Raw genomic sequence first — 23,664 nt, 5'->3', positions numbered from 1 at the left:
CCTTCCGGCTACAACCATGGAAGACACCCGCTTCTTCTTATTTTACAACAATGTTGCGCGTCAGCTTAAAATCTGTGGAAGATGGTCCAACGTGTACGCCATATGTTCCTTTATAAAGCTTCCAGCGTTGCTGTGACAGGTCCCATTTCTGCAACTCGGCCATGGGTATTTCCAGCGTCACAGCAGTGGTATTGCCCTGTTTTACCGACACCCGCTTAAAGGCTTTCAGCTCTTTCAACGGCATCCTTTCCTGGCCCGGATAGGTGATGTATGCCTGTAATACTTCATCTCCGTCCATATTACCGGTATTGCGCACGTTAACGGTCATACGAATGGTATCATTCGGTTTATAACCGTTGGCCGGCGCCTGTTGCCAGTCATACGTAAACGTGGTATAGCTGAGACCGAAACCGAAAGGATAAGCTGCCTTACCCTTAAAATAACGATAGGTGCGGTTTTTCATGCTATAGTCCTTGTAGTCCGGGAGGTCTTTCACCGACTGATAAAAGGTGACCGGGAGGCGCCCTGCGGGCGAATATTTTCCGAAGACGATGTCCGCGAGCGCAGTACCGCCTTGTTCGCCAGGGTACCATGCCAGGATGATCGCATCTGCGTAAGGCTCAATGGCAGTAACATCTACCGCGCTGCCGGCGGTAACGACTGCTATGATCGGCTTTTTATGCGCAGCCCTTAACTTCTGCATAAAAACCACCTGCGAACGGGGAAGGCTCAACGAATTTTTATCACCACCGGAGGCAGACAGGAAAGCATCTCCTTCCTCCCCTTCCAGCAAAGGCGTAAGTCCTATCACGGCAACTGTCACATCACAGTTCTGAGAGGCCCAGATACCACCGAAGTGCAGCGTATCTGTAAAATCACATCCCTGGTCATATTGAGTGGCCATGCCCGGTCCGGCTGCTTTGCTGAGGCCGGCGGTGAAGGTCACCATATTGCCGGACACGCCGTGATAGTTGCCCATCAGCGCTTCCAGCGAAGCGGAATTGGAACCGGTGACCAGCATAGAGGCGTATTTGTCTTGTTGCAACGGCAGCACACCGTTATTCTTCAGCAATACCATGCTTTCTCTTGCGGCCTGGAGCGCCAGTGAAGTATGCCAGGCATTGTTCACGCTGTCGGCCCCGTAACCGCTGTAGCGGCTGTGTCCCGGCGCATCGTACAGCCCGAGCTTCATTTGGGTACGCAGACTGGCGCTCAGCGCACTGTCTACGTCCGCAGGTTTCAGCCAGCCTTTATCGATCGCTTTTAATACATCATCCTGTAAAATATTTGCGCAATCCAGGTTAACGCCCGCTTTGATAGCGGCAGCAGCCACTTCCTCGCGGGTAGGAATAGCTTTATGGCGCAACCAGATATCGTCCAGCGCCCAGCAGTCGGTCACCACCTGTCCGCCGAATTTCCACTCCTTCCGCAGAATATCCTGCAGCAAGGTGTTACCGGTGCAACATGGCTGGCTGTTTACCCGGTTATAGGCGCACATGATAGATTCCACATGGCCGTCCACCATCTTTTTGAAGGCATAGAGATAAGTCTCGCGCAGGTCTTTTTCATCTACCACCGCATTGAAACTGTGGCGGTCCGCTTCCGGTCCGCTATGTACGGCAAAATGTTTAGCGCAGGCAGCTGTTTTCAGTACTCCCGGCTCATCGCCCTGCAGGCCATGTACAAACGCGCCGGCCATGGTGCCTGTCAGATAAGGGTCTTCCCCATAGGTCTCCTGTCCCCGGCCCCACCGCGGGTCGCGGAAAATATTGACATTCGGCGTCCAGAAATTAAGCCCCATATACTGCACGTGGCGACCAGCGGCAACGGCCAGGTTATACTTCGCGCGTGCTTCTGTGGAAATAGCAGCGGCCACAGACTGCGCCAGCGGCGCGTTAAAAGAAGCCGACAGGCCGATGGCCTGCGGATACACAGTGGCTTCACCGCCTCGGGCTATGCCATGCAACGCTTCGTTCCACCAGTTGTAGGCAGGAATATGCAACCGCTCAATAGCGGGACTGTTATATCCCAGCAGGGAGATTTTCTCCTGTAACGTTAATGTATGCAGCAGGTCATTGACGCGCTGATCAACCGGCGCACCCGCCTTGCGGAACAGCGGCTGCTCCTGTGCAAACAATGTTCCCACCTGTAGCAGCGCCATCGCATATGCCAGCAGTTTTCTTTTTTTCAACATGCTAAAAGCCTTAAATTGTATATGAATTAATTCCCGTCGTACATCGCAAGTTATCGTGTTTATTTTGTAATCAGAACGGGCGCCGGCGGATTGCTTATTAAGAATCAACAATTAATAAAATAGTATAAAAAGATGATCGCCAACAGCACTAAATGGGAGAAAATAAGGGCCGATTACCCGGTCTTCAATACATATACTTACCTCTTTACCAATGGCGGTGCGCCTGTCAGCAAACCGCTGGTGGACAAGGCCACCGCGCTGCTGACCGATCTGAGTGAACAGGGCCGGGGCGTAATGCCCGCCTGGAACCCCGAAGTAGAGGAAATACGGGCCACCATGGCAAGTATGATCAACGCGAACACTGCTGAAGTGGCCTTTATCACCAACACTGCACAAGCCATGGGATTGCTTGTGGGCATGTTTCCCGCGACGTTTGAAATACTTACCATGAAGGATGATTTCCCCACCAGCTTCGTTCCCTGGATACATCACGGCCATCCGGTACGCCTCGTGCAGCCGGAAGCCAACGGCGCAATACCGCTCAGTACTATCGAACAACAAATTACACCGGACACACGTATACTTATCCTCAGCCATGTGATGTTCCGCTCGGGCTACCGTCACGATCTGCAGGCTATAGGGGAGTTATGTAAAAAAAGAGGTATCATACTGATCGTGGACGCCACACAGTCTTTTGGCGTCAATGAAATAGATGTGGCAGCCTGCAACATCGACATTCTGATTTTCCATACCTACAAATGGGCGGCGGCAGGATACGGCTCCGGTGGCATGTACGTGTCCCGCCAACTACAGGAAAAATATCCGCCTAAAACCATGGGATGGTACAACGTGACCTATCCCAATCCGGATTTTGATACCACGCAGGATTATACGCAGTTTAAGCCCAAACAGGATGCCACCGTATTTGAACAGGGCACCCCTCCCTTTCTTAATATTCTGTTGCTCGGTGAAGCGCTGCGTTACATCAATGCCATCGGCATCGCAGACATTCACGCATATATCCAGGCGCTGGTCACTTACCTGCATGAAGAGGCACGGAAACATAAAGTGGAAGTCCTTTCCAACTTCGGGCCGCAGCACCTTTCGGCGATACAGCGCTTAAAAATCACGCCCGGCCAGTTCCGGCAACTCGAAGAAAACGGCATCATGGCGCGCTATAAAAATAACATGCTCACGATCGGCATTAATTTCTATAACAACAAAGCCGATATAGACACGCTTTTTGCGGCCCTGCAATAACTTATACTTTCAGGCCACCGAACATACTGAACAGGATGATGCCCAGCACCAGCAGGGTAATCACCACGTACATACGGTCTTTCTCTACGGCAAAACCGATCAGGGAAAAGAACACGCGAAGGATGGGTGTTGCCAGCAGTATCAGGGCGCCGAACTGGATAACGGCCGACGGCTTAAAAGTGGCCAGCCCACGGAAAATACCGCCGAAAGTGGTGTATTCTTTGCCTTCCCCGGTAAAAGTGCTGTAGTCGGGGAGACTGTCAGCACCGTGTTTGGCAAGGTATAATATGCCGCCCACAAAAGCGATGGCGCTGGCGGTGATCACACCAGTACGCAACACCTGTCCTACCAGTAAAGCTATGTCCCGGTCGCCTGTTAATGTTTTGATGAGTTTCATGGCTTGTGTTTAAAACTGGTGATGTAATCCGTTGTAGATCATTTCCAGTGCCACAAAAGAAATGGCCACACAGAAAATGTAACGCAACGTTTTCGGGTTCATGATCGTCAGCAAGCGTGCGCCGGTGAAGGCACCGCCCAGTACGCCCAATACTACCGGAAAGGCAATCCCCGGATCTATATAGCCACGCTGGAGATACACCACCGCACTGGCCGCGGCGGTAACGCCGATCATAAAATTGCTGGTGGTGGTGCTTACCTTAAAAGGAATTTTCATGGCGCCGTCCATGGCCAGCACTTTCAACGCACCGGAACCAATGCCCAGCAGCCCGGATAAAACGCCGGCCAGCAGCATAATAGAGAACCCGCCGCCGATGTTCTGCAACTTGTAGGGCACCTCTCCCTGTGGCGTAGGGTAACTGCCATTCAGTTTTAATACATAGGATAAACGGCTGCCTTCCTGTAAGGCATGCTCATGTTTTTTGCGAACGGTCATCAAGGCGGAAAAAATCAGCACTACGCCAAAGAGTACCGCAATAGTATTGGTCGGCGTAAAAACGGCTATCAGCGCCCCTCCTACCGCCCCCAGCGTAGTGGCGATCTCCAGGAACATGCCCAGCCGCACGTTGGTGATGCCTTCTTTGATATAAGCCGACGCCGCCCCTGATGAATTGGCGATAGACGCCAGCAAGGCCGCACCAATAGCGTAACGGATATCCACATGAAAGACCAGCGTCAGCAGCGGGATCACGACCACGCCACCGCCCAGTCCTGTCAATGAACCTAAGAGGCCCGCCACATATGCTCCGGCAAGCAGTATCAGGCTGAAAATAAGTATGTTCATCTTTCGGAAAGTTTAGTAGTTGTTGTCCAGTATATCTTCCATGGCTTGCCGCGATAACTTGACGTTACCGCTCCTGATGGCTTCATACAGCTGTTCATGCAAATGGTGGCTGATCGCAAAGTGACTGATGCTCTCCGTGTCCCGTTTGGCAAAGAAGTCCCGTATCACCGCAGTAAAACTGCGATAAAGGTCGGCCAGCACATGATTGCCGCTGGCTTTGGCAATGGCGGTGTGAAAAGCAATGTCCGCTTCCATACAGTCGTGGTACTGCTGTCCAAGGATCGCTTTTTTACGCAGGTCAAGATATTTCTTCATCTCCGTCAGCGACGCTTTGGTATGATGCTGCGCCGCCAGCTTCACTATTTCATAGTCCAGCATGCGCCGCACCTGGTTGATCTCTTCAAAGTCCGCCCGCCGCAGCCGCTGGTCCAGTGATTCTGTCTGTACCGATTCACTGACATAGGTGCCGGAGCCTTGTTGCACTCGCAATACCCCCGACATGGCCAGTGTTTTTACCGCCTCGCGGATAGTAGAGCGCCCCACCGCATATTGCACCATCAGTTCAGGTTCTGTCGGTATCTTCTGCCCCGGCTTATAAATACCCTGGGAGATGTCTTTCTGGATAGCGTTGATAACGCGGTTGGAAAGTTTCGATGTCTGGTCCATATAAAACTTATTACTCTACAAAGGTATGATGTTTATTTAAAACATCAGATGATTTAACAGAAAAAAATAAAAAGCCGCCTCTGCTGTGAAGAGACGGCCAAATAACAAGCATGATCCGAATGCTTTTATCCTAGAAATTAAAATTGTCCGGGTCAGGGCCCACTCTCTCCCCACGGTCCAGCGCATCGATGGCTGCCACATCTTCTGCGGCGATCTCAAAATTGAAGATCTCTGCATTGGAGATGATACGTTGCTGCTGTACGCTCTTGGGGATGGTCACCACGCCTTTCTGCAAATCCCAGCGTAGCACCAGTTGCGCTACAGACACGCCGTATTTCTCTGCGAGCTGCTGCAACTCAGGCACTTTAAACACTTTTCCCTGCATCAGCGGGCTCCAGGCCTGGTATTGAATATGATGCTGACGACAGAAATCGAGCAACGCGGGCTGCACCAGGAACGGGTGAAACTCCAGCTGGTCAACCATAGGCAGCACATTGGCGCCCTGGAACAGGTCTTCCAGGTGATGTTGCAGGAAATTGCTGACACCAATGGCTTTCACGCGGCCGTCCGCATACAGCTTTTCCAGTGCCCGCCATGTTTCTTTGTACTGTCCTTTGACCGGCCAGTGTATCAGGTAGAGGTCAAGGTAATCGGTTTTCAGTTTCTCCAGTGATTCATCAAAAGCTCTCAGGGTTTTATCATATCCCTGGTCGGCATTCCATACTTTACTGGTAATAAAAATATCTTTTCTGTCTGCTTTATTGTTGGCCACCGCAGTGCCTACACCCTCTTCGTTCTCGTAAATCGCTGCGGTGTCAATATGCCGGTAACCTGCATCCAGTGCATACGTTACGGCGTCTATCACTTCCTGTCCGTCATTGGTCTGCCACACGCCCAATCCAAAATAAGGCATCTTTACGCCATTGGCCAGCTGCACAGTGCCTGTAAGATCTGTAATGTTCATCGTTTATATTTTATCTTGAAATGATTACGCAAAAGTACATCCTCTCTGTCAGATGCTATCGGTATAATCCTGTGAATTTTCTGTAAAAATAGAAGACAACTGAAAGGGCTTTTTTGTTGGCATAAATAAAATCACTATATTTGCATCGCAAAAATTTACTTGCGTAACAAAGATGAAACACACCTTCACATATCAGACAAACAGGAAAAACGATTCCGTTATCAGAGCGGTAATTGCAAGTACCCGTATTGTCTTTATTCAAGACGGGGAGGCAGATCCAACCCGGATATAAGAGGTATCATCAAATGAAATAACTCCCATTATCATACTGGAGGCCTCTTCATCCGAAGAGGCCTTTTTATTTTGTCTCCCCCACTTTTCCAATTACGGTTTTACATGCTGTAAATGATCATTGCCTTATGAAAGTATTGATCACAACAATGACGGTATACATCCGGCCACGCCGGTAATGTCTGGCTTGCTGTTGCCTGAACGCAATGCCTCTCATTACCGCATGAGAGGCTTTTTTTATTCCATTTTTAAAGAAGATGATTTTATGAGACAACAATTGTCCCGATTCAGAAATATAGGTATCATGGCGCATATCGACGCCGGCAAAACAACACTCACGGAAAGAATGCTGTATTACACCGGCATCACACACAGAATGGGCAACGTAGATGACGGTAATACCATGATGGACACCGATCCGCAGGAAGAAAAACGCGGCATCACCATCTCCTCTGCTGCTATCACCACCTATTGGAATTATGCAGACGATAAATACCAGATCAATATTATTGACACGCCCGGCCACGTGGACTTTACAGCCGAAGTGGAACGTTCCCTGCGCGTGCTCGACGGCGCGGTGGCAGTCTTCTGTGCCCGCTCCGGCGTACAGCCGCAATCGGAAACAGTATGGCGACAGGCCGATCACTACGGCGTGCCACGCATTGTGATGATCAATAAAATGGACCGTCAGGGCGCGGACTTCCAACGGGTAGTCAATGAAATACGGGAACGCCTGCACGCAAATGTAATCCCGTTGCAACTGCCAATCGGCCAGGAAGACAGCTTCACCGGCGTGATAGACCTCGTCCGCATGAAAGCATTGCTCTGGCACGATGACGACGGTAAACTGTTTGAAGAAAAAGACATACCGGAACAACTGCTGGCATCTGCCATGCAGGCCCGTCGCAGCATGATAGAAGAACTGTCGCTCCTGTATGAACCTTTACTGGAACAATACACCAGTTCGCCAGACAACATCAGCGAAAACCTGATCGTGGAAGCCATGCGGTACGCTACGCTCCACATGCTGGCCGTGCCGGCCTTCGCGGGCGCCGCCTATAAAAACAAAGGCATACAGCCCTTGCTGAACGCCGTAGCTGCCTACCTGCCTTCCCCGGAAGATATTCCCGTGGTACATGCCGCCGATCCGGATTCCGGAGAAGCCATCGCCATACCGGCCAATACCGAAGCCCACGTGGCAGCGCTGGCCTTTAAGATCATGGTGGACGACTACGTAGGCAGGTTGACGTTAGTGCGCGTGTACGCCGGCGTATTACGCACCGGCGACATGCTCTGGAACAGCCGCACCGGTCGCACGGTACGCATCAGCCGACTGCTGCGCATCATGTCCGACAAGTTCGAGCCCGTCACAGAAATAGGCGCCGGCGACATCGGCGCGGTAGTAGGCATGAAAGACGTTAAAACCGGCGATACCCTCGCGCATCCCGACCATGCCGTATTGCTGGAACGCATCAGTTTCCCCGAACCGATGATCGGCTACGCCGTGGAAGCGAAAGCCTCCAAAGACGCTGACCGCCTCGGCGAAGCGCTGGCAGGACTGATGGACGAAGACCCCACCCTGTCTGTTGAAGTGGATAAAGCCTCCGGCCAAACCATCCTCAAAGGCATGGGCGAACTGCACCTGGAAGTGGTGCTGGAGAAACTGGCAACGGAATACCAGCTCCAGGTCAACAAAGGCGCGCCGCAAATTGCGTATAAGGAAATATTCACGCAACCGGTCACCCATCATGAAGTGTTAAAAAAACAAACCGGCGGCTCCGGCAACTTTGCAGACATCACGTTTGAACTGTCGCCGCGGGAAGACGATAAGCCGGGACTGGAATTCATCAACGATATCAAAGGCGGCGCCATACCGAAGGAATTCATTCCTTCCATCAGCAAAGGCTTCGAAGCAGCGATGAGGACCGGCCCGCTTAAAGGATACCCCGTTCACGCCATGCGCGTCCGGCTGCTCGATGGTAAAATCCACTCCAACGACTCCCATGCACAGGACTTTGAACAGGTAGCGATGATCGCTTTCCGCAATATCGCGGCACAAGCCGGTCCGCTGATGCTGGAACCGGTGATGTCGGTGGAAGTAACTACGCCAGAAGAATATACCGGCGCGCTCACCGGCGATCTCAACAGACGCCGTGGCGTGATCAGGCACATGGAAGTCAAAAACAACGTGCAGGACATCACCGCCAGTGTGCCGCTGGCCGACCTCTTCGGGTACGTGACCACGTTACGTACGCTTTCTTCAGGAAGGGCCAACGCCTCGGTTACTTTTGAAGCATATCAGCCGGTCAGCCGCTGATCCCCTAAAAACGAAAGCCCCGACGGACATTACTGTCGCCGGGGCTTTCTGTATTTAGTTTCATGCCTACAGCGGGCACTTCTGATGATAATCGATCATTTCAATAGGCGCCTTCTCAATCTCGATGCCTTTGTAGTAGGCTTCTATTTCATCCAGCACCGCTTCCACCTCTTCCACTGTCTTAAGCGTTACCAAACGGCTGCGGAATTCCTTGATATTAGGCAGTCCCTTGAGATAGTTGGCATAACAGCCGCGCATTTCATTAATGCCTACGACCGGGCCTTTCCACTCCACAGACAGGCGCAAATGTTTTTTACTCACCGCAATACGTTCTTCCAGTGTAGGGCCGGGAAGTAACGCTCCGGTCTTCACATAATGCTTGATTTCGCGGAACAGCCACGGGTAGCCGATAACGGCCCTTCCGATCATGATGCCGTCCACCCCGTAGCGGTTTTTATATTCAACTGCTTTCTGGGGTGAATTGATATCTCCATTACCGAAAATGGGAATATGGATGCGGGGATTGTTCTTCACTTTTCCAATAAGGGTCCAGTCGGCTTCTCCCTTGTACATCTGACAGCGGGTGCGGCCATGAATGGCCAATGCCTTGATGCCTACGTCCTGCAGCCTTTCCGCCACCTCTTCGATATTTTTGGTATCATCGTCCCAGCCCAGGCGTGTTTTGACCGTTACAGGCAGCTTAGTGGCCTTTACGACTGCGTCAGTGAGACGCACCATCAGGTCCAGGTCTTTTAACACCCCTGCTCCGGCGCCACGGCCAGCCACCTTTTTCACCGGGCAGCCAAAATTAATGTCCAACAGGTCAGGATTGGTGACATCCACGATTTTAGCGGCCAAAGCCAGACTGTCCTCGTCACCCCCGAAAATCTGAATGCCCACCGGCCTTTCGTATTCAAAAATATCCAGCTTACGACGGCACTGGATCGCATCACGGATCAGGCCCTCACTTGATATAAATTCAGTATACATCAGATCAGCCCCGGCATCTTTACAGACAGCACGGAAAGGTGGGTCGCTTACATCCTCCATGGGAGCGAGCAACAAGGGAAAATCGGGCAGTGTTATGTTGTCAATCTTAACCAAAATCTGTATTTTCAGGAGCGCAAAGATACAGCATTTGCACCGGGCACAGTATGCAGCGGATTCAAATGTTTGTCAAAAAACACGCCTTATCACCCCATTTGGGAACGAATATTGATCCGGTTCCCAGGGCTGAAGCCCTGGGCTACGATTTGTTATTCAGGTCCTGTAAATGAAAATAGTTTATCAGACCTCAGTACAACCAGTAGGTAGATACAGCCCTATTAAAAAGAATTAACAATTAAGAATCAGCAATCAAATTAGCATTGGTATCTAATTAGTATTGGTATCTAAATCATCTTCAAATATTATTATCCATGAAAACAGGTAAACCACACATATCACACCTTTCCACTAAATAGCCTGAAAAACAAATCGTAGCCCAGGGCTTCAGCCCTGGGACGTGAATGAAAAAATATATGTCATGCAGAAATTCGACGCAATCGTAATCGGTTCAGGACAGGGGGGCAATCCCCTGGCGAAGAAAATGGCGGAGAAAGGCTGGAAAACAGCCCTGATAGAACAACGGCAGCTCGGCGGCACCTGTATCAACGACGGCTGCACGCCCACCAAAACCATGATTGCCAGCGCACGGGTGGCCCATCTGTTGTCCCGCAGCGAGACCTGGGGGGTCAATAATATGGGCTACACAATTGACCTGCCGGCCATTGTGGCCAGGAAAAACAAAGTCGTGGAGCAGTTTCGGAATGGCACCGCCCAAAGCCTCGAAAAAGCGGGTGTTACTGTCTTTTACGGCACCGCGTCATTCACGGGAGTGAAAACCATCTCTGTGGCCATCAATGATGGCGGCAACCAGGAACTTGCAGCAGAACATATTTTCCTCAACACCGGGGCAGCGCCTCATATCCCGGAGGTCCCCGGCCTTCGCGATGTGCCTTATTTCACCTCCACTACCTTACAGGATGAGGTAGTAGTGCCACCTGAACTGATCATTCTCGGAGGCAGCTACATTGCGCTGGAAATGGGACAGTTGTACCGGCGTTTGGGCAGTGCCGTTACTATCGTGGAGAAAAGCCCGCAACTGATGTCCAAAGAAGATCCTGATGTGGCGACGGTGATGAAAAAAATCCTCGAAGCGGAAGACATACAGGTATTCACTTCCACTACTACGGAAAAAATCAGTGGCAGCCAGGGTAATATCCAGGTGGAGCTGCAGACGGGCGGTAAATCCCAAAACATCACCGGCACACACCTGCTGGTGGCCACAGGGCGCCAGCCACAAACGGCTTCATTACAGCTGAGCAAGACCAACGTCACCCTCGATGAAAAAGGGTACGTTCAGGTCAACGACCAGCTGGAAACCAGCTGCCCCGGCATCTACGCATTAGGGGACGTGAAACCCGGCCCGGCCTTTACGCATATCTCCTATAACGACCACCTCCTGCTCTATAAAAACCTGTTTGAAGAAGCAGAACTCAGCACCAAAACAAGGCAGCTGCCCTACTGTATGTTCACCGATCCGCAACTCGGACGTATCGGCCTCTCTGAAACACGCGCCCGACAGGAAGGCTATCCGATAAAAGTGGCGCACCTCAGTATGGACAAGGTGGCCAGAGCTATCGAAACCGGCGAAACAGCCGGCTTTATGAAAGCCATTGTACACGAGCATACCGGGCAACTGCTGGGCGCGGCCGTCATCGGTACGGAAGGCGGCGAAATCATGTCAGTCCTGCAAATGGCCATACTTGGCGGTATAACGGCAACGCAGCTACGGGAAATGATCTTCGCCCATCCCCTCTACGCGGAATCACTTAATAACCTGTTTATGACACTGGAAAAATAAAGGTCAATCTGAGTATTATTTTCCCCAACACCGTCTATTTATTATGATCAAAGTATCACATGTTTCAAAAAGTTTCAGTCACGGTAAAAATGCAGTGAACGATCTGTCTTTTGAAGTACAACCCGGTGAAACGCTGGTGCTGCTGGGCACCAGCGGCTGCGGCAAAACCACCACGCTTCGCATGATCAACCGGTTGCTGGTACCAGATCAGGGAGAAATTTTTATCCAGGGCAAATCTGTCAATAACGAAACACCGGAAACACTGCGCCGCAATATCGGCTATGTATTACAGAACACCGGCCTGTTTCCGCATTATACCGTTCTTGAAAATATCAGCGTGGTGCCACAGCTGCTGCAATGGGACAAAACACGTATCCGTTCGCGGGCGCTGTCGCTGATGGAAAAGCTGCGCCTGTCGCCCGTCTCCTACGCCCACGTATATCCGCAGCAACTCAGTGGCGGCCAGCAGCAACGGGTAGGACTGGCACGTGCCCTGGCCGCCGATCCGCCCATTCTGCTGATGGACGAACCATTCGGCGCACTCGATCCGCTTACCCGCATCAGCGTACGAAAAGAATTTAAACTGCTCGATGAACTGAACAGCAAGACCATTATTCTTGTTACGCATGATGTGGAAGAAGCATTTGAACTGGGCAGCCGTATCTGCATCATGAATGAAGGACGTATTCAGCAAATGGGCACCGCTGCCGAACTGCTGTTTAAACCCGCCAATGATTTCGTGCGGCATTTCCTGGACAAACAACGGCTGGAGCTGGAATTAAAATCCCTCCGGCTCCGTGACATATGGCCCTACCTCGATGGCGCCGGCAGCATGAACGGTATCCTGTTGTCTGCCGACACCAACTGCTGGGACACCCTCGAAAGCCTTACGCAGGACAAAGCCAGCAGTACTTTCAGAGGTGAAGAGAAACACCTCGACGGGAACACGCTGATGAACGCTATCACCGCTTATAAAAAAACTGTCAGTCAGCATGGACACGCCTGAAACGTTTTTTGATTTTGTCCGGCAGCAGTCCGGTAAGCTGCTGGAGCAAACACTCACCCATACCGGCCTTACGTTTATCTCTGTACTGATAGCCGTCTGCATTGGCGTGCCCACCGGCATCCTGATCTCCCGCCGTAAGAAACTGGCCGGCCCGGTGCTGGGCGTTACCGGCGTGCTGCAAACCATTCCCAGCATCGCTTTGCTGGGATTTATGATACCATTGCTGGGCATCGGTCCCAAACCAGCGATAGTAGCGCTGTTTCTGTATGCCTTGTTACCGGTGGTACGCAATACCTATACTGGCATCCTGGGCGTAGACCCCAACATTACCGAAGCAGCCACCGGCATGGGTATGAGCCCCCGGCAGCTGTTGCTCAAAGTACAACTGCCACTGGCGATGCCCGTTATCCTGGCCGGCATCCGTACCGCTACGGTCATCAATGTGGGCGTGGCCACGCTGGCGGCATATATCGCCGCGGGCGGCCTGGGTGAATTTATTTTCGGCGGTATCGCACTCAACAATACGCATATGATGCTTGCCGGCGCTATTCCCGCGGCGTTGCTGGCCATTCTGTTTGACTGGGGACTGTCACGCCTGCAGCGCCTCAATATGCGTAAGGCTCGGAAAACAGTGCTGGTACTGCCCGCGGTACTGCTCCTGCTGTCATCCTTTTACCTGTTGCCCGAAACCTACAGCACCCGCATCAAAGCAGGCTTCACGCCAGAGTTCATGGGCCGCAAAGACGGCGCCATAGGATTGGGCAACGTCTACGGCCTTCATCTGCGCACCCTGGTGATCAGTGACATGATCATGTATAAAGCAGCCTACGAGAAAAAGCTGGACGTCATCAGTGGCAGCAGTACCGATGGTCGCGTAAAAGCATTTGACCTGGTGGTTTTGAAAGATGATAAACATATTTTTCCGCCTTATTATGCCGCCCCCGTTGTTCGTCAGGCAGTGCTGGAAAAATATCCCGAACTGGTCCCGGCACTTGACCAGCTCTCTGGTACAATTAATGATAGCATCATGACGGAGCTTAACTACCGGGTGGACTATCTCAAACAGAATCCACAACAGGTGGCCAAAGATTTCCTCGTGTCGGCCCGGCTCTGGAAACCAGCCAGGAACGGCACCAAAGGCACCATCCGCATTGGCGCCAAAATTTTCGGCGACGGTTACATTCTGGCCAATATGTACAAAATGCTGATCGAAGGCTATACCGATCTGAACGCCACTACCAAAACAGGGCTCGGCGGCACAAAAATCGTCTTCGATGCATTGGTCAATGACCAGATAGACATGTACCCGGAATATACCGGCACCGGCCTGCTGGTCATCCTCCAGGCGCCGCAGCAAACAGTAGACAGTATTATCGCAGACAGCAAAAAAGTATACGACTATGTAAAGAAAGGATTTGCCGAACAATATCACGTCAGATGGCTGCAACCCATCGGCTTTAACAATACCTACGCGCTGATGATGCGCCGGGAACAGGCTTCCAGGCTGCATATCAGCAGTATATCCGACTTAGCGACATACGTGCATCATCACTAACCACCAGTAGTCATGCAATTGAAAAAAGATTATTTCACCGTACGTAACCGGACAGAAGATATTTGCGCACCGCTCAAAACAGAAGACTATGTAGTGCAACCGGTGGTGGATGTCAGTCCACCCAAATGGCACCTCGGACACACCACCTGGTTTTTTGAAACTTTTATTTTGATACCTAACGCTAAAGACTATACGGAGTTTGACCCGCAATATAACTTTGTCTTTAACAGTTATTACGAATCGGTAGGGGCCCGAGTGATCCGTACGGACCGCGGCAATCTGAGCCGGCCTGCGGTAGAGGACATCATGCGGTACCGCCGCCATGTGGACGAGGCCATGGAAGCCTTCCTGGACAAGGAACACACACCGGAGCTACAGGCACTCATTACGCTGGGGCTTAACCATGAAGAACAACATCAGGAACTGCTGTACACCGATATCAAATACATCCTTGGTCACAATCCGCTTTTCCCCGCCTATAACCCGGCTAAAACGTCTCCTGTCGCAACAAAAACAGCCGGTTCCTGGTTAGAGATGAAGGCAGGCATATATGAGATCGGATTTTCCGGTGGCGGGTTCTGCTTTGATAATGAACTGGGCCGTCATAAGGTATACCTGGGCGACTATAGCCTCAGTGAGGCGCTGGTCACCAATGCAGAGTACCTCGATTTTATACAGGCCGGCGGCTATCATGATTTCCGCTACTGGCACGCGGAAGGATGGGACTGGGTAAAGAAAAACCAGGTGGAAATGCCGATGTACTGGTACAATATCAACGGGCAATGGATGCATTACAACTGGCAGGGACTGCACCCCCTGCTGCCGGATGCTCCGCTCTGCCATATCAGCTACTACGAGGCCGCCGCCTTTGCAGCCTGGAAAGGCATGCGCCTGCCCACGGAATTTGAATGGGAAGCTGCTGCCCCCCAACTGGCGTGGGGCACGCGCTGGGAATGGACGGAAAGCGCCTATCTCCCCTATCCGGGCTTCACCAAAGCACCCGGCGCCATCGGCGAATACAACGGTAAATTCATGATAAACCAAATGGTACTCAGGGGCGCCTCAGAAGTCACGCCCCCACATCATAGCCGCATCACTTACCGCAACTTCTTCCATCCCTCGCTGCGATGGCAGTTTACCGGTATCAGGCTGGCAAAATAGGCTTTCATCTAAAAAGACTGCGTATGCAAACCACTGTAATTCCAGGCCGTACGGTCCTTTGTAAAAGAAAACCGGTGACAGGCACTTTTTATCAGGAAGTAGTTAAAGGACTCAGCGCACCGCAGAAATATCTGGACTCCAAATATTTTTATGATGCAGAAGGTGACCGGCTGTTTCAAGAAATCATGCAATGCGAAGAGTATTACCTGACCGGCTGCGAAATGGAAATCCTGGCCTCCCGCTCAGCTGAAATAGCGAGTGCCCTGGCACAACATGCCAGCACTTTCGATGTGGTGGAACTGGGCGCCGGCGACGCCACCAAGTCTATTCATCTGCTGCGGCAGCTGCTCTCCAACGGAACTGATTTCACCTATTTCCCCATCGACATTTCGACGAACGTGATCGGCCAGCTGGAACAACAGCTGCCTACCATGCTCCCCAACCTGCGGATGAAAGGACTGAACGGTGAATATTTCGATATGCTGCAACAGGCAAACACCTACAGCCATAAAAAGAAAGTAGTCCTGTTTATGGGCGGCAACATCGGTAATTTCAACAGCACTGCGGCACATGATTTCTGCATGGAGCTCAGCGATTATCTGTTGCCCGGTGACCTGTTGCTGACAGGCTTCGATCTCAAAAAAAATCCACACGTGATACTACAGGCGTACAATGATAAAGCCGGTATCACCCGGGCGTTCAACTTCAACCTGCTCACCCGTATCAATCGTGAACTGGGGGCTAATTTTGACATTACGAAGTTTGAGCACTATCCCACTTACGATCCGGGCACCGGCGCCTGCAAAAGTTATCTGATCAGCCTGGAAAAACAACAGGTACAAATAGGCCATGACGTCCGCATCGATTTTGAAGCCAACGAGCCGTTGTACATGGAGATATCACAGAAATACACGCCCGAGGAAACAGAACAGCTGGCGCTGGAAACAGGGTTCCAGCCGGTTGCCCGTTTCTTCGACAATAAAAAGTGGTTTGTGGACACTCTCTGGAAAAGAGTGTAGATAAGTTTATTTCCAGGCATTCAATAACCGGCGTATGGCTATAATTTCCCCGGTATGATAACTGGTGTGATCTGCTATCAGCACCGCTTCCCGGAACAGGTGCTGCCCGTCGCCATAAGGAAAGGGCTGGAAGAGGTCTGCCTCAGGCGCCTCCAGCAGTTCTATAAAAGCATGCGTGTCGGCCTTGATCTGGTCAAGGCTCTTCTGCCATACATGATCATTGGCCGGCACCGCCGTTTTAGGCCAGTAGCCTTCCGGCCAGCGGGGTGACTTGTAATCGGCATCGCGGCTGAATTCGAGAATATCTGCCTGTGTTATCCTGATGTGTTCCACCAGCTGCCAGATACTGTAAGGCAGCCCGTTGGGCACCACGCCCCGCAGTTCGGCCGGCAGACCTTTGACAGCTTCTGCAAAACTTACATGCGCGTGGGCTTTCAACAACAAGTCTTTCAGTGTCTTAATGATCTCCTTTTTGATGTTCATAGCAACACAGTTTAAATTAGTTTACGGATCATTCCCGGAAATATAAACCCGTGAAAGGGCAACATAGTATACCAATACAATTTTCCTGCTAAACCTTTCGCCCTGAAAGAGGCTGTCTGCACCAGATGGCCATCCGCAATCCTAAACTCCAGCCAGGCTTCACCCGGCAATTTCATTTCTGCGTATAACAACAGCCTGCCCGCTTCGCGGTCTGCTACCTGCACCCGCCACACGTCCAGGTAATCCCCCGCCTGTAAATCTGACGGATGCCTGCGGCCCCGCCTTAACCCCGGCCCTCCCGCTATCTCGTCCATATAACCGCGCAACTTCCACATCCAGTTGCCGTAATACCACCCACGTTGCCCGCCTATGGCCCATATCCGCTCCAACGTAGTCTTCCTGTCTGTTATTTTTCCAGTTCTTCTATCAAAATACTCTATCATTTTATAAAATATTTTATCACCTTTGCCAGACTTCGGCCACGCGAATGTACAGCACCAAACGACTTGTAAAACCCAAATTCCGCTTTGTTAACCGATGCTCGATAACAATCGCTTAACAATTGTTTACGAAATTGAATTTCTGCAATCCCCCCTGCAAATACGAACTTAGCCACATTGACCATTATGGAACCGCCGTCTGATGCGGTAAATAACCGAAAAAACAATTACAACCCATTAATCTATTCACCTACTCATGCACTGGAAAAACTAATGCAGGCCACTACAACCGGATTCAACCAAATTAAACGGCAACTGATGCTCCTTTTGCTGGGTTGTTGTGCGCTGTCAAAGATATATGCACAACATACCATTAAAGGGACCGTCTATCAGAAAGACACCAGAAAAACGCTTCCCGGCGCAGCAGTATTGCTCTACGATGAAAAAGCACGCATAAAAGCCCAGACACAGTCAGATGAACATGGCAACTTTACCATCGGAAACGTACAGGTAGGCTTCTACCGGCTACTGGTCAGCTTTATGGGCAACCGCACCGAAATGATCCCCGTGGAAGTCAACCCCAGGCTAAAGACCGTTACATTCAACTATATCCAGCTATCACCCTCCATCAGCCTTAGCAGAGTGGAAGTAAAAGCAGACAGGCCACTGATGTCTATCCGGAAGGACACCATCGAGTTCAACGCCGGCGAACTGCCCACCCTGCCCAATGCCAATATGCATGAACTCATTGAAAAAATACCGGGGCTCACAATGGACGATAACGGTAACCTTTATTACCTGGGCGCCCCCATCAAAGAACTGTTCATTGACGGTCGCTCGCTGTTGCAGAACATGAGCAACGTTAAAAGGGTCATGGAAATACTGAAAGCCGATCTTGCTGACAAAATTCAGATATCAGACAAAAAAAATATCTCCGGTATCACCGAGCCTGGTAAAAATGAAAAAGTACTTAACATCATCGTAAAAGATGAAATGAAAAAAGGCGTCCGTGGCACCGTCACCGGCGGATACGGCACGCATGACCGCTATAACGCCGGCACCACGCTCAATATATTCCGCAAAAAACTGACAGCGCTGGGCGATATACTCGCCAACAATAACAATACGCAAAGCGATGCCAGCACCAACTATCAGGGCAGCTTCATGGGCAACAATCCACAGGGGACCAATAAGCTATTCAATATTGGCACCTACTACACCATGGAAATCAACAAAAAGATCAAACTCAATGTAAACCTGAGGCACCAGGAGCAGGACATGACCAGCAGCGAGGCACAGGAGCGGGAAAACATCTTCGCAGACAGCAGCACCTTCTATCACAGCAATAACCAAAAACACCTGATCAGCAAAAAAAACGGGGGCATCCTCTTTATGGACATACAACCCGATATCAACAACAAAATTATTGTGGCGGCGATGATGGAAAGAGAACATAAAGAAGTACACAACAACCGCCTGTACAACACCACTGACAGCCGCATGGACACGCTCAACAACGGTATGCTCAACAACAATGACAGCGCGGTCAATAAAACACTGGACGCCACGGTCAGTTACTCCCATAAATTCGGCAAAACAGGAAGAATACTATCATTGCAAACATCCCTGAGAAAATCCTGGCAATACAGCTATCAGTTCAACATCAGCCAGAACGATGTTTTCCTCCCGTTTTACAGTGCTGATACCATCAATCAGTTCGTATCACCGAAAAATGAAGTATCCAGTACCTCCACCTCTGCAACCTATAATGAACCAATCGGAAAATACTGGTCAGTAGCGCTTTACTACTCGTTTCAGAACGCCCTCACCAAAAACCGGCAGAACACCGCCGATTTTAATATTTTCAAACACGATTATATACCGAACGACTCGCTGACATACCGGTTCGACAGTAGGATCATCAATCATACGGTGAAACCATCGCTTACCTATAACCGGGGGAAACTCATGCTCATCGGCGCTGCCGGGCTTTCACTCAGTACGCTGACCAGCAACAATTATACTACACACAATAAAGACGTGCGGCACACCACCTATGTGGACCGCGCACTCAGTGCCATCATCAAACTGGACCCGTTTAAAACCATTAATATCACGCTCAATGGCATTACCCTTCCATTAGACGCGCAGCTGTTATGGCCCGTTAACAACAACAGCAATCCGCTGTATATACAACTGGGTAACCCAGGCCTGATCAATGCCTTTGCCAATAGCCTGGCATTCAGTTATTTTTCCAACAGTATTAAAGGAGTGGCGTTTGCACATACGATGGAAGGAAGATATACGCAACACGCGTTTTCCACGGCTGTATTCACCGATACGCTTGGCAGGCAGGTGAGCATGCCGATCAACGTGTCCGGCAACTGGGGCATTACCGACAACACCATGCTGGGCTTCCGGATCAAACATCCCGGCATTACTGTCAATTACAGCAATGCATTTGAATTCAACAGGACTATTTCACAAATCAATCATCTTGACAACATTGTAAAAAGATACTCGTTTCTTCAGCTGCTGGCGGCGTCCATCAACTGGAAAAAAAGAATGGAGTTCACGGCCAAAGTGGGCGTAGATTACAGGGGCAATATGCTATCGCTGCAAGACGACCATTACACCGACTTTATCCAGTATACGCTTGCCTTCACGGCCAATGCCTGGCTACCGCTGGATTTCAATGCAGGCTCCAATGTGCAGTACACCAATAACACCGATGCCGCCACGCACTTTACACTGCTCAACGGGTGGATCGGTAAAACGTTCCTGCACAACAAATCACTGTCTGCCAAATTCTACGCTTTCGACCTGCTGCGGCAAAACAAAACTGTAGTGGCCTATTATGGCTCTACTTACCGGGAAAGGCTGGAAACCACCAACCTCTCCCAGTATTTTATGTTCAGCCTTACATATGCCTATGGCCGCAAAGGGGCAAAAGCACCGGCGTCCAAAGTACCCTGACATATCAATGCTCCCATAACGCTCCACCTCCGGCGATGGTCACCCGTAAGTGGCCTTCCCGGTGAAAAGCGTCCAGCTGGGCATAGGCTGCTTCTATCGCGAGGTCGTTCAGCACTGCATATTCTTTGGTCGTCAGCGTCGGGAAGTAGGAAAAAGTATCCAGTCCGCGGAGATAAGTACGGGCCTGTGCCTCGGGGAAAAGTTTATGCAGCGTAGTAGTAAACACTGAATAGGGTTTGGCTCCGTACACCAGCTCTTTATTTCCTGCCGCATTGATCATAAATACCGAAGGAAACCCTCGTACGCCCATTTGTGCGCGCAGTTGCAGGTCCTGCTCAAAAAGCGTCGGAGCGGTAGTGTCAAAATCACGTTGCAGCTGTGTAATGTCAAGCTGTGCGTAGGTAGCGGCAGCCAACACAGGCTCAGGGCGGCAGATATTCTTTTTTTGCAGGAAAAGCATTTCACGCAGGCGGCGCAGGAAAATCACGCTTTTATGTTCATCCTGCAGTTGCGCCGCCTTAAACCAGATGGAAGGCGGATAAGAGGATGGCAAAGGATCTTCCAGCCACACGTTGCCGTCTATCGGCATCTGGTAATGGCCGCTTACTTCTTCCCAGTGATGGGCCACGTCGGAAGGGCCGCTGATACCGCCGGAATTGTACACGTCCCAGGAAGGCAGCAGCCCTCCCATATGATAACGGATATCCAGTACATGGCCGTATTCCAGCTTTAAGCGGCGCCATTGTGGTTCAATGCCCCAACAGGTAGAGCAGATCGGATCGGTAAAATAAATGAGCTGCAGCGGCTTGTCTGTTGGCAAAGTAGTATGCGCTCCGCCGGCTGCTGCCGTGGCGCCGGGAATCTCACAAACGCCGGTCGCCGGATCACAGAATAAAGGTTCTCGCATGATATAAAACGTAAAAAGCGGAAGGTACAATAAAAAAAGAAGGCCTGCATTCGTTATATGCAGACCTTCCGGTTTTATTGTAAACGGGAAATGATTAGTTGCCAGCCGGTTTTTCCAGTAATTTGAAGAACTGGTCCAGTTGGGGCAGGATAACGATCCTTGTTCTGCGGTTAGCGCCGCGTCCTTCCGGTGTATCGTTGGAAGCTACCGGTTGGTATTCGCTGCGGCCGGCTGCTGTCATACGGGCTGCCGGTATCTGGTACTGGTTCTGCAGAATACGTACCACAGAAGTAGCTCTCTTCACGCTCAGGTCCCAGTTGTCAAGCAGTACGTTCGGACGGTAAGGCACGTTGTCAGTATGACCTTCTACCATGAACTCGATATCAGGCTGATTGATGAGCACTTTGGCCACTTTGCCCAGTACTTCCTTCGCGCGTTCAGTCACATCATAGCTACCGCTCTTAAACAGCAGTTTATCGGAAATATCGATATACACTACTCCTTTTTCTACCTTGATGTTGATGTCTTTGTCATCCATATTGCCGATCGCTCCTTTCAGGTTCATCACGAGCTGCATGTTCAGAGAGTCTTTACGCGCAATGGCAGATTGCAGGTCTTTGATGTAGGCGTCTTTCGCACCGATGTTGTCAAGTGACTTCTTAATGCTTTCCGCCTGGGAATTGGATATGACAGACAGCTCTTTCAGGTGTTCCAGCATCTGGGAGTTGTTGCTTTTCAACTGGGTCTGTTGTTCCTGCAGGTTGTCCATCTTGTCTTTGTAGGCAGCTGCTGCCCTTGCGGCGTCTTCTTCACATTTTTTCCGCTGGTTCTCGGTAGCCCTGTAGAGACTGTCCAGTCGTGCATACCTTGCTTCAGATTCTCTCAGTTTCCTGGGTGCAGAGCAGGAGGCCATAATGGTAACAAGTGCCACAGGTAAGGCTAAGTATCCTATCCTCATAAAATAGATTTTAAATAAAACTAATCTAACAAATAAAATATATAAAAAATGGCAGAGGTACAATGGAGGATGCACGAAAGTAACAAATAACAAGCCGAAGAGTAAAAACATGAAGGAATTCTAATCCATTTACATTAAACTAGTTTTTTATATCTTCAGTTAATCCCTCTAAATTCAATTCGTTAAACGAACCCATAAAAAAAAGTTAATATTATTCAATAACTAAGTAACTTGGCAACCTGGGCATATTGCTGAATCTATTTTCCATTAATTGCTGTAAAATGTATGAGAAAGGTGGTTTCTTCGGGTCAACCAACAATAAAGGAAATTGCAAAAAGGCTGAATATCTCTGTATCTACTGTATCAAGGGCATTACATGACCATCACAGTATAGGACTGAGGACCAAAGCCCGGGTAAAAGCACTGGCGGAAGAGCTCAATTACGAGCGTAACCAAACGGCAGTTTATTTTCAACAGGGTAAAACCTTTACCATCGGTATCCTGTTGCCCGAACTCTCTGAAGCTTTTTTTTCCAGTGCCATCAGCGGCATAGAAGATACCGCCTATAGTAACAATTACACCGTACTGCTGGGGCAATCACACGATGATGAGGCCCGGGAAAAACAGATCATCCAAAGCATGAAACAACACCGGGTAGATGGCTGTATTGTATCTATCGGTAAAAACACCCGTAACTACGATCACTTTGAAATGCTGCGCCAGGCACGTATTCCGGTAGTATTCTTCGACCGTGTGCCTGACCTCCATGATATACACGCCGTTTCCTGTAACCTCGAATCCGGCACCATTCAGGCGGTAGATTTCCTGCTGAAAAAAGGGCACCGCGTAATTGGCATGATCAACGGCCCGGAACAACTGGTGGCCAGCAAGGAAAGGGCCACCGGCTACATCAAGGCGCTGCGCAAACACCGTCTCAAATACGACCCGGAACTGATCGTTAACGCAGACCTTACCGCCGCCGGCACTGACGCCGCCATGGAATACCTGCTGGCACTGAAAAGAAAAGTGACCGCTGTGGTCACCTTCAACGACTATGTGGCCATGGACGCCGTGCAATATGCGCTCAAAAGAAAACTGGAAATAAACAAAGACATTACTTTTGTATCTTACGCCAACACGCCGGTCAGCGGATATACGGCCTTTCCGCCGGCTGCCTCGGTAGAACAGTTCCCCTACGAACAGGGACAGGCGGCCACCAATATGTTACTATCGCTGCTAAATGGAGAACATCCGCTCAACGACTATACCAACACCATTATGGAGTCGCGGCTGGTGATACATGACCGGTAAAATTCAGGGGG

19 protein-coding genes are annotated in these 23,664 nt (G+C 50.5%); 9 read left to right on the top strand and 10 right to left on the bottom strand.

The genetic code is table 11. The features are described from left to right. Nucleotides 1-37: 37 nt before the first annotated feature. Nucleotides 38-2,194 (bottom strand): glycoside hydrolase family 3 N-terminal domain-containing protein, encoded by a 2,157-nt coding sequence (locus ACTJJS_RS05955; protein WP_440662842.1) that lies wholly within the window; start codon nt 2,192-2,194, stop codon nt 38-40. A gap of 132 nt (nt 2,195-2,326) precedes the next feature. Between ACTJJS_RS05955 and ACTJJS_RS05950 the strand changes: the two genes are divergently transcribed. Further along, the gene (locus tag ACTJJS_RS05950; RefSeq protein WP_440662841.1) at nt 2,327-3,454 is read left to right on the top strand and encodes an aminotransferase class V-fold PLP-dependent enzyme; all 1,128 of its coding nucleotides are present in this window, start codon (nt 2,327-2,329) and stop codon (nt 3,452-3,454) included. A 1-nt stretch (nt 3,455) separates the two neighbouring features. Here ACTJJS_RS05950 and ACTJJS_RS05945 read toward each other — a convergent pair whose 3' ends face one another. The 4 genes from ACTJJS_RS05945 to ACTJJS_RS05930 form a co-directional block, all read right to left on the bottom strand. Beyond that, nucleotides 3,456-3,851, bottom strand: a complete 396-nt coding sequence (locus ACTJJS_RS05945; protein ID WP_440662840.1) for a DUF1634 domain-containing protein — start codon at nt 3,849-3,851, stop codon at nt 3,456-3,458. A gap of 9 nt (nt 3,852-3,860) precedes the next feature. Further along, nucleotides 3,861-4,694, bottom strand: coding sequence for a sulfite exporter TauE/SafE family protein (locus ACTJJS_RS05940; RefSeq protein ID WP_440662839.1), 834 nt, complete (start codon nt 4,692-4,694; stop codon nt 3,861-3,863). Nucleotides 4,695-4,706: 12 nt separating this feature from the next. Next, entirely contained in the window at nt 4,707-5,360 is a 654-nt protein-coding gene (locus ACTJJS_RS05935) for a FadR/GntR family transcriptional regulator (protein WP_440662838.1), read from the bottom strand. 130 nt (nt 5,361-5,490) lie between these two features. Then, complete coding sequence (locus ACTJJS_RS05930; RefSeq protein WP_440662837.1) at nt 5,491-6,324, bottom strand: aldo/keto reductase; 834 nt, start codon at nt 6,322-6,324, stop codon at nt 5,491-5,493. A 556-nt stretch (nt 6,325-6,880) separates the two neighbouring features. On the opposite strand from ACTJJS_RS05930, the gene fusA reads away from it, so the two are divergent. After that, nucleotides 6,881-8,932, top strand: a complete 2,052-nt coding sequence (fusA, locus tag ACTJJS_RS05925) for an elongation factor G (RefSeq protein ID WP_440662836.1) — start codon at nt 6,881-6,883, stop codon at nt 8,930-8,932. 66 nt (nt 8,933-8,998) lie between these two features. On the opposite strand, the gene dusB is transcribed toward fusA, so the two are convergent. Then, complete coding sequence (dusB, locus tag ACTJJS_RS05920; protein ID WP_440662835.1) at nt 8,999-10,036, bottom strand: tRNA dihydrouridine synthase DusB; 1,038 nt, start codon at nt 10,034-10,036, stop codon at nt 8,999-9,001. Nucleotides 10,037-10,457: 421 nt separating this feature from the next. Here dusB and ACTJJS_RS05915 point away from each other — a divergent pair, with 421 nt between their 5' ends. Genes ACTJJS_RS05915 through ACTJJS_RS05895 form a run of 5 tightly spaced genes read left to right on the top strand, consistent with a single transcriptional unit; the run spans nt 10,458 to nt 16,578 of the window. Next, nucleotides 10,458-11,837 carry a mercuric reductase gene (locus ACTJJS_RS05915; RefSeq protein WP_440662834.1) on the top strand — a complete coding sequence of 460 codons (1,380 nt, stop codon included), beginning with the start codon at nt 10,458-10,460 and terminating at the stop codon, nt 11,835-11,837. Nucleotides 11,838-11,880: 43 nt separating this feature from the next. Next, nucleotides 11,881-12,843, top strand: a complete 963-nt coding sequence (locus ACTJJS_RS05910) for an ABC transporter ATP-binding protein (protein ID WP_440662833.1) — start codon at nt 11,881-11,883, stop codon at nt 12,841-12,843. Further along, entirely contained in the window at nt 12,830-14,398 is a 1,569-nt protein-coding gene (locus ACTJJS_RS05905; protein ID WP_440662832.1) for an ABC transporter permease/substrate-binding protein, read from the top strand. The genes ACTJJS_RS05910 and ACTJJS_RS05905 overlap by 14 nt, the downstream gene beginning before the upstream one ends. A 12-nt stretch (nt 14,399-14,410) precedes the next feature. After that, a complete protein-coding gene (gene egtB / locus ACTJJS_RS05900) occupies nt 14,411-15,559 on the top strand; it encodes an ergothioneine biosynthesis protein EgtB (protein WP_440662831.1) in 1,149 nt (382 codons plus the stop codon). Nucleotides 15,560-15,582: 23 nt separating this feature from the next. Beyond that, nucleotides 15,583-16,578 (top strand): L-histidine N(alpha)-methyltransferase, encoded by a 996-nt coding sequence (locus ACTJJS_RS05895; RefSeq protein ID WP_440662830.1) that lies wholly within the window; start codon nt 15,583-15,585, stop codon nt 16,576-16,578. A gap of 6 nt (nt 16,579-16,584) precedes the next feature. On the opposite strand, the gene ACTJJS_RS05890 is transcribed toward ACTJJS_RS05895, so the two are convergent. Together ACTJJS_RS05890 and ACTJJS_RS05885 are read right to left on the bottom strand one after the other, a co-directional pair. Continuing rightward, a complete protein-coding gene (locus ACTJJS_RS05890; protein ID WP_440662829.1) occupies nt 16,585-17,061 on the bottom strand; it encodes a DinB family protein in 477 nt (158 codons plus the stop codon). A gap of 11 nt (nt 17,062-17,072) precedes the next feature. Beyond that, nucleotides 17,073-17,504, bottom strand: a complete 432-nt coding sequence (locus tag ACTJJS_RS05885) for a DUF2867 domain-containing protein (protein ID WP_440662828.1) — start codon at nt 17,502-17,504, stop codon at nt 17,073-17,075. A gap of 315 nt (nt 17,505-17,819) precedes the next feature. Here ACTJJS_RS05885 and ACTJJS_RS05880 point away from each other — a divergent pair, with 315 nt between their 5' ends. Beyond that, on the top strand, nt 17,820-20,477 hold the full coding sequence (locus ACTJJS_RS05880) for a carboxypeptidase-like regulatory domain-containing protein (protein ID WP_440662827.1): 2,658 nt from the start codon (nt 17,820-17,822) through the stop codon (nt 20,475-20,477). A gap of 4 nt (nt 20,478-20,481) precedes the next feature. Here ACTJJS_RS05880 and ACTJJS_RS05875 read toward each other — a convergent pair whose 3' ends face one another. Together ACTJJS_RS05875 and ACTJJS_RS05870 are read right to left on the bottom strand one after the other, a co-directional pair. Continuing rightward, nucleotides 20,482-21,384 carry a DsbA family protein gene (locus ACTJJS_RS05875; RefSeq protein ID WP_440662826.1) on the bottom strand — a complete coding sequence of 301 codons (903 nt, stop codon included), beginning with the start codon at nt 21,382-21,384 and terminating at the stop codon, nt 20,482-20,484. 94 nt (nt 21,385-21,478) lie between these two features. Further along, complete coding sequence (locus ACTJJS_RS05870) at nt 21,479-22,342, bottom strand: OmpA/MotB family protein (RefSeq protein ID WP_168868884.1); 864 nt, start codon at nt 22,340-22,342, stop codon at nt 21,479-21,481. 285 nt (nt 22,343-22,627) lie between these two features. On the opposite strand from ACTJJS_RS05870, the gene ACTJJS_RS05865 reads away from it, so the two are divergent. Further along, a complete protein-coding gene (locus tag ACTJJS_RS05865) occupies nt 22,628-23,653 on the top strand; it encodes a LacI family DNA-binding transcriptional regulator (protein WP_168868885.1) in 1,026 nt (341 codons plus the stop codon). Nucleotides 23,654-23,664: the final 11 nt, after the last annotated feature.

This window comes from Chitinophaga sp. 22308 (assembly GCF_052045305.1).
Classification (GTDB): domain Bacteria; phylum Bacteroidota; class Bacteroidia; order Chitinophagales; family Chitinophagaceae; genus Chitinophaga; species Chitinophaga varians_A.
The sequence above is the reverse complement of the archived record's forward strand: the minus strand, read 5'-3'. Positions and strand labels throughout refer to the sequence as shown.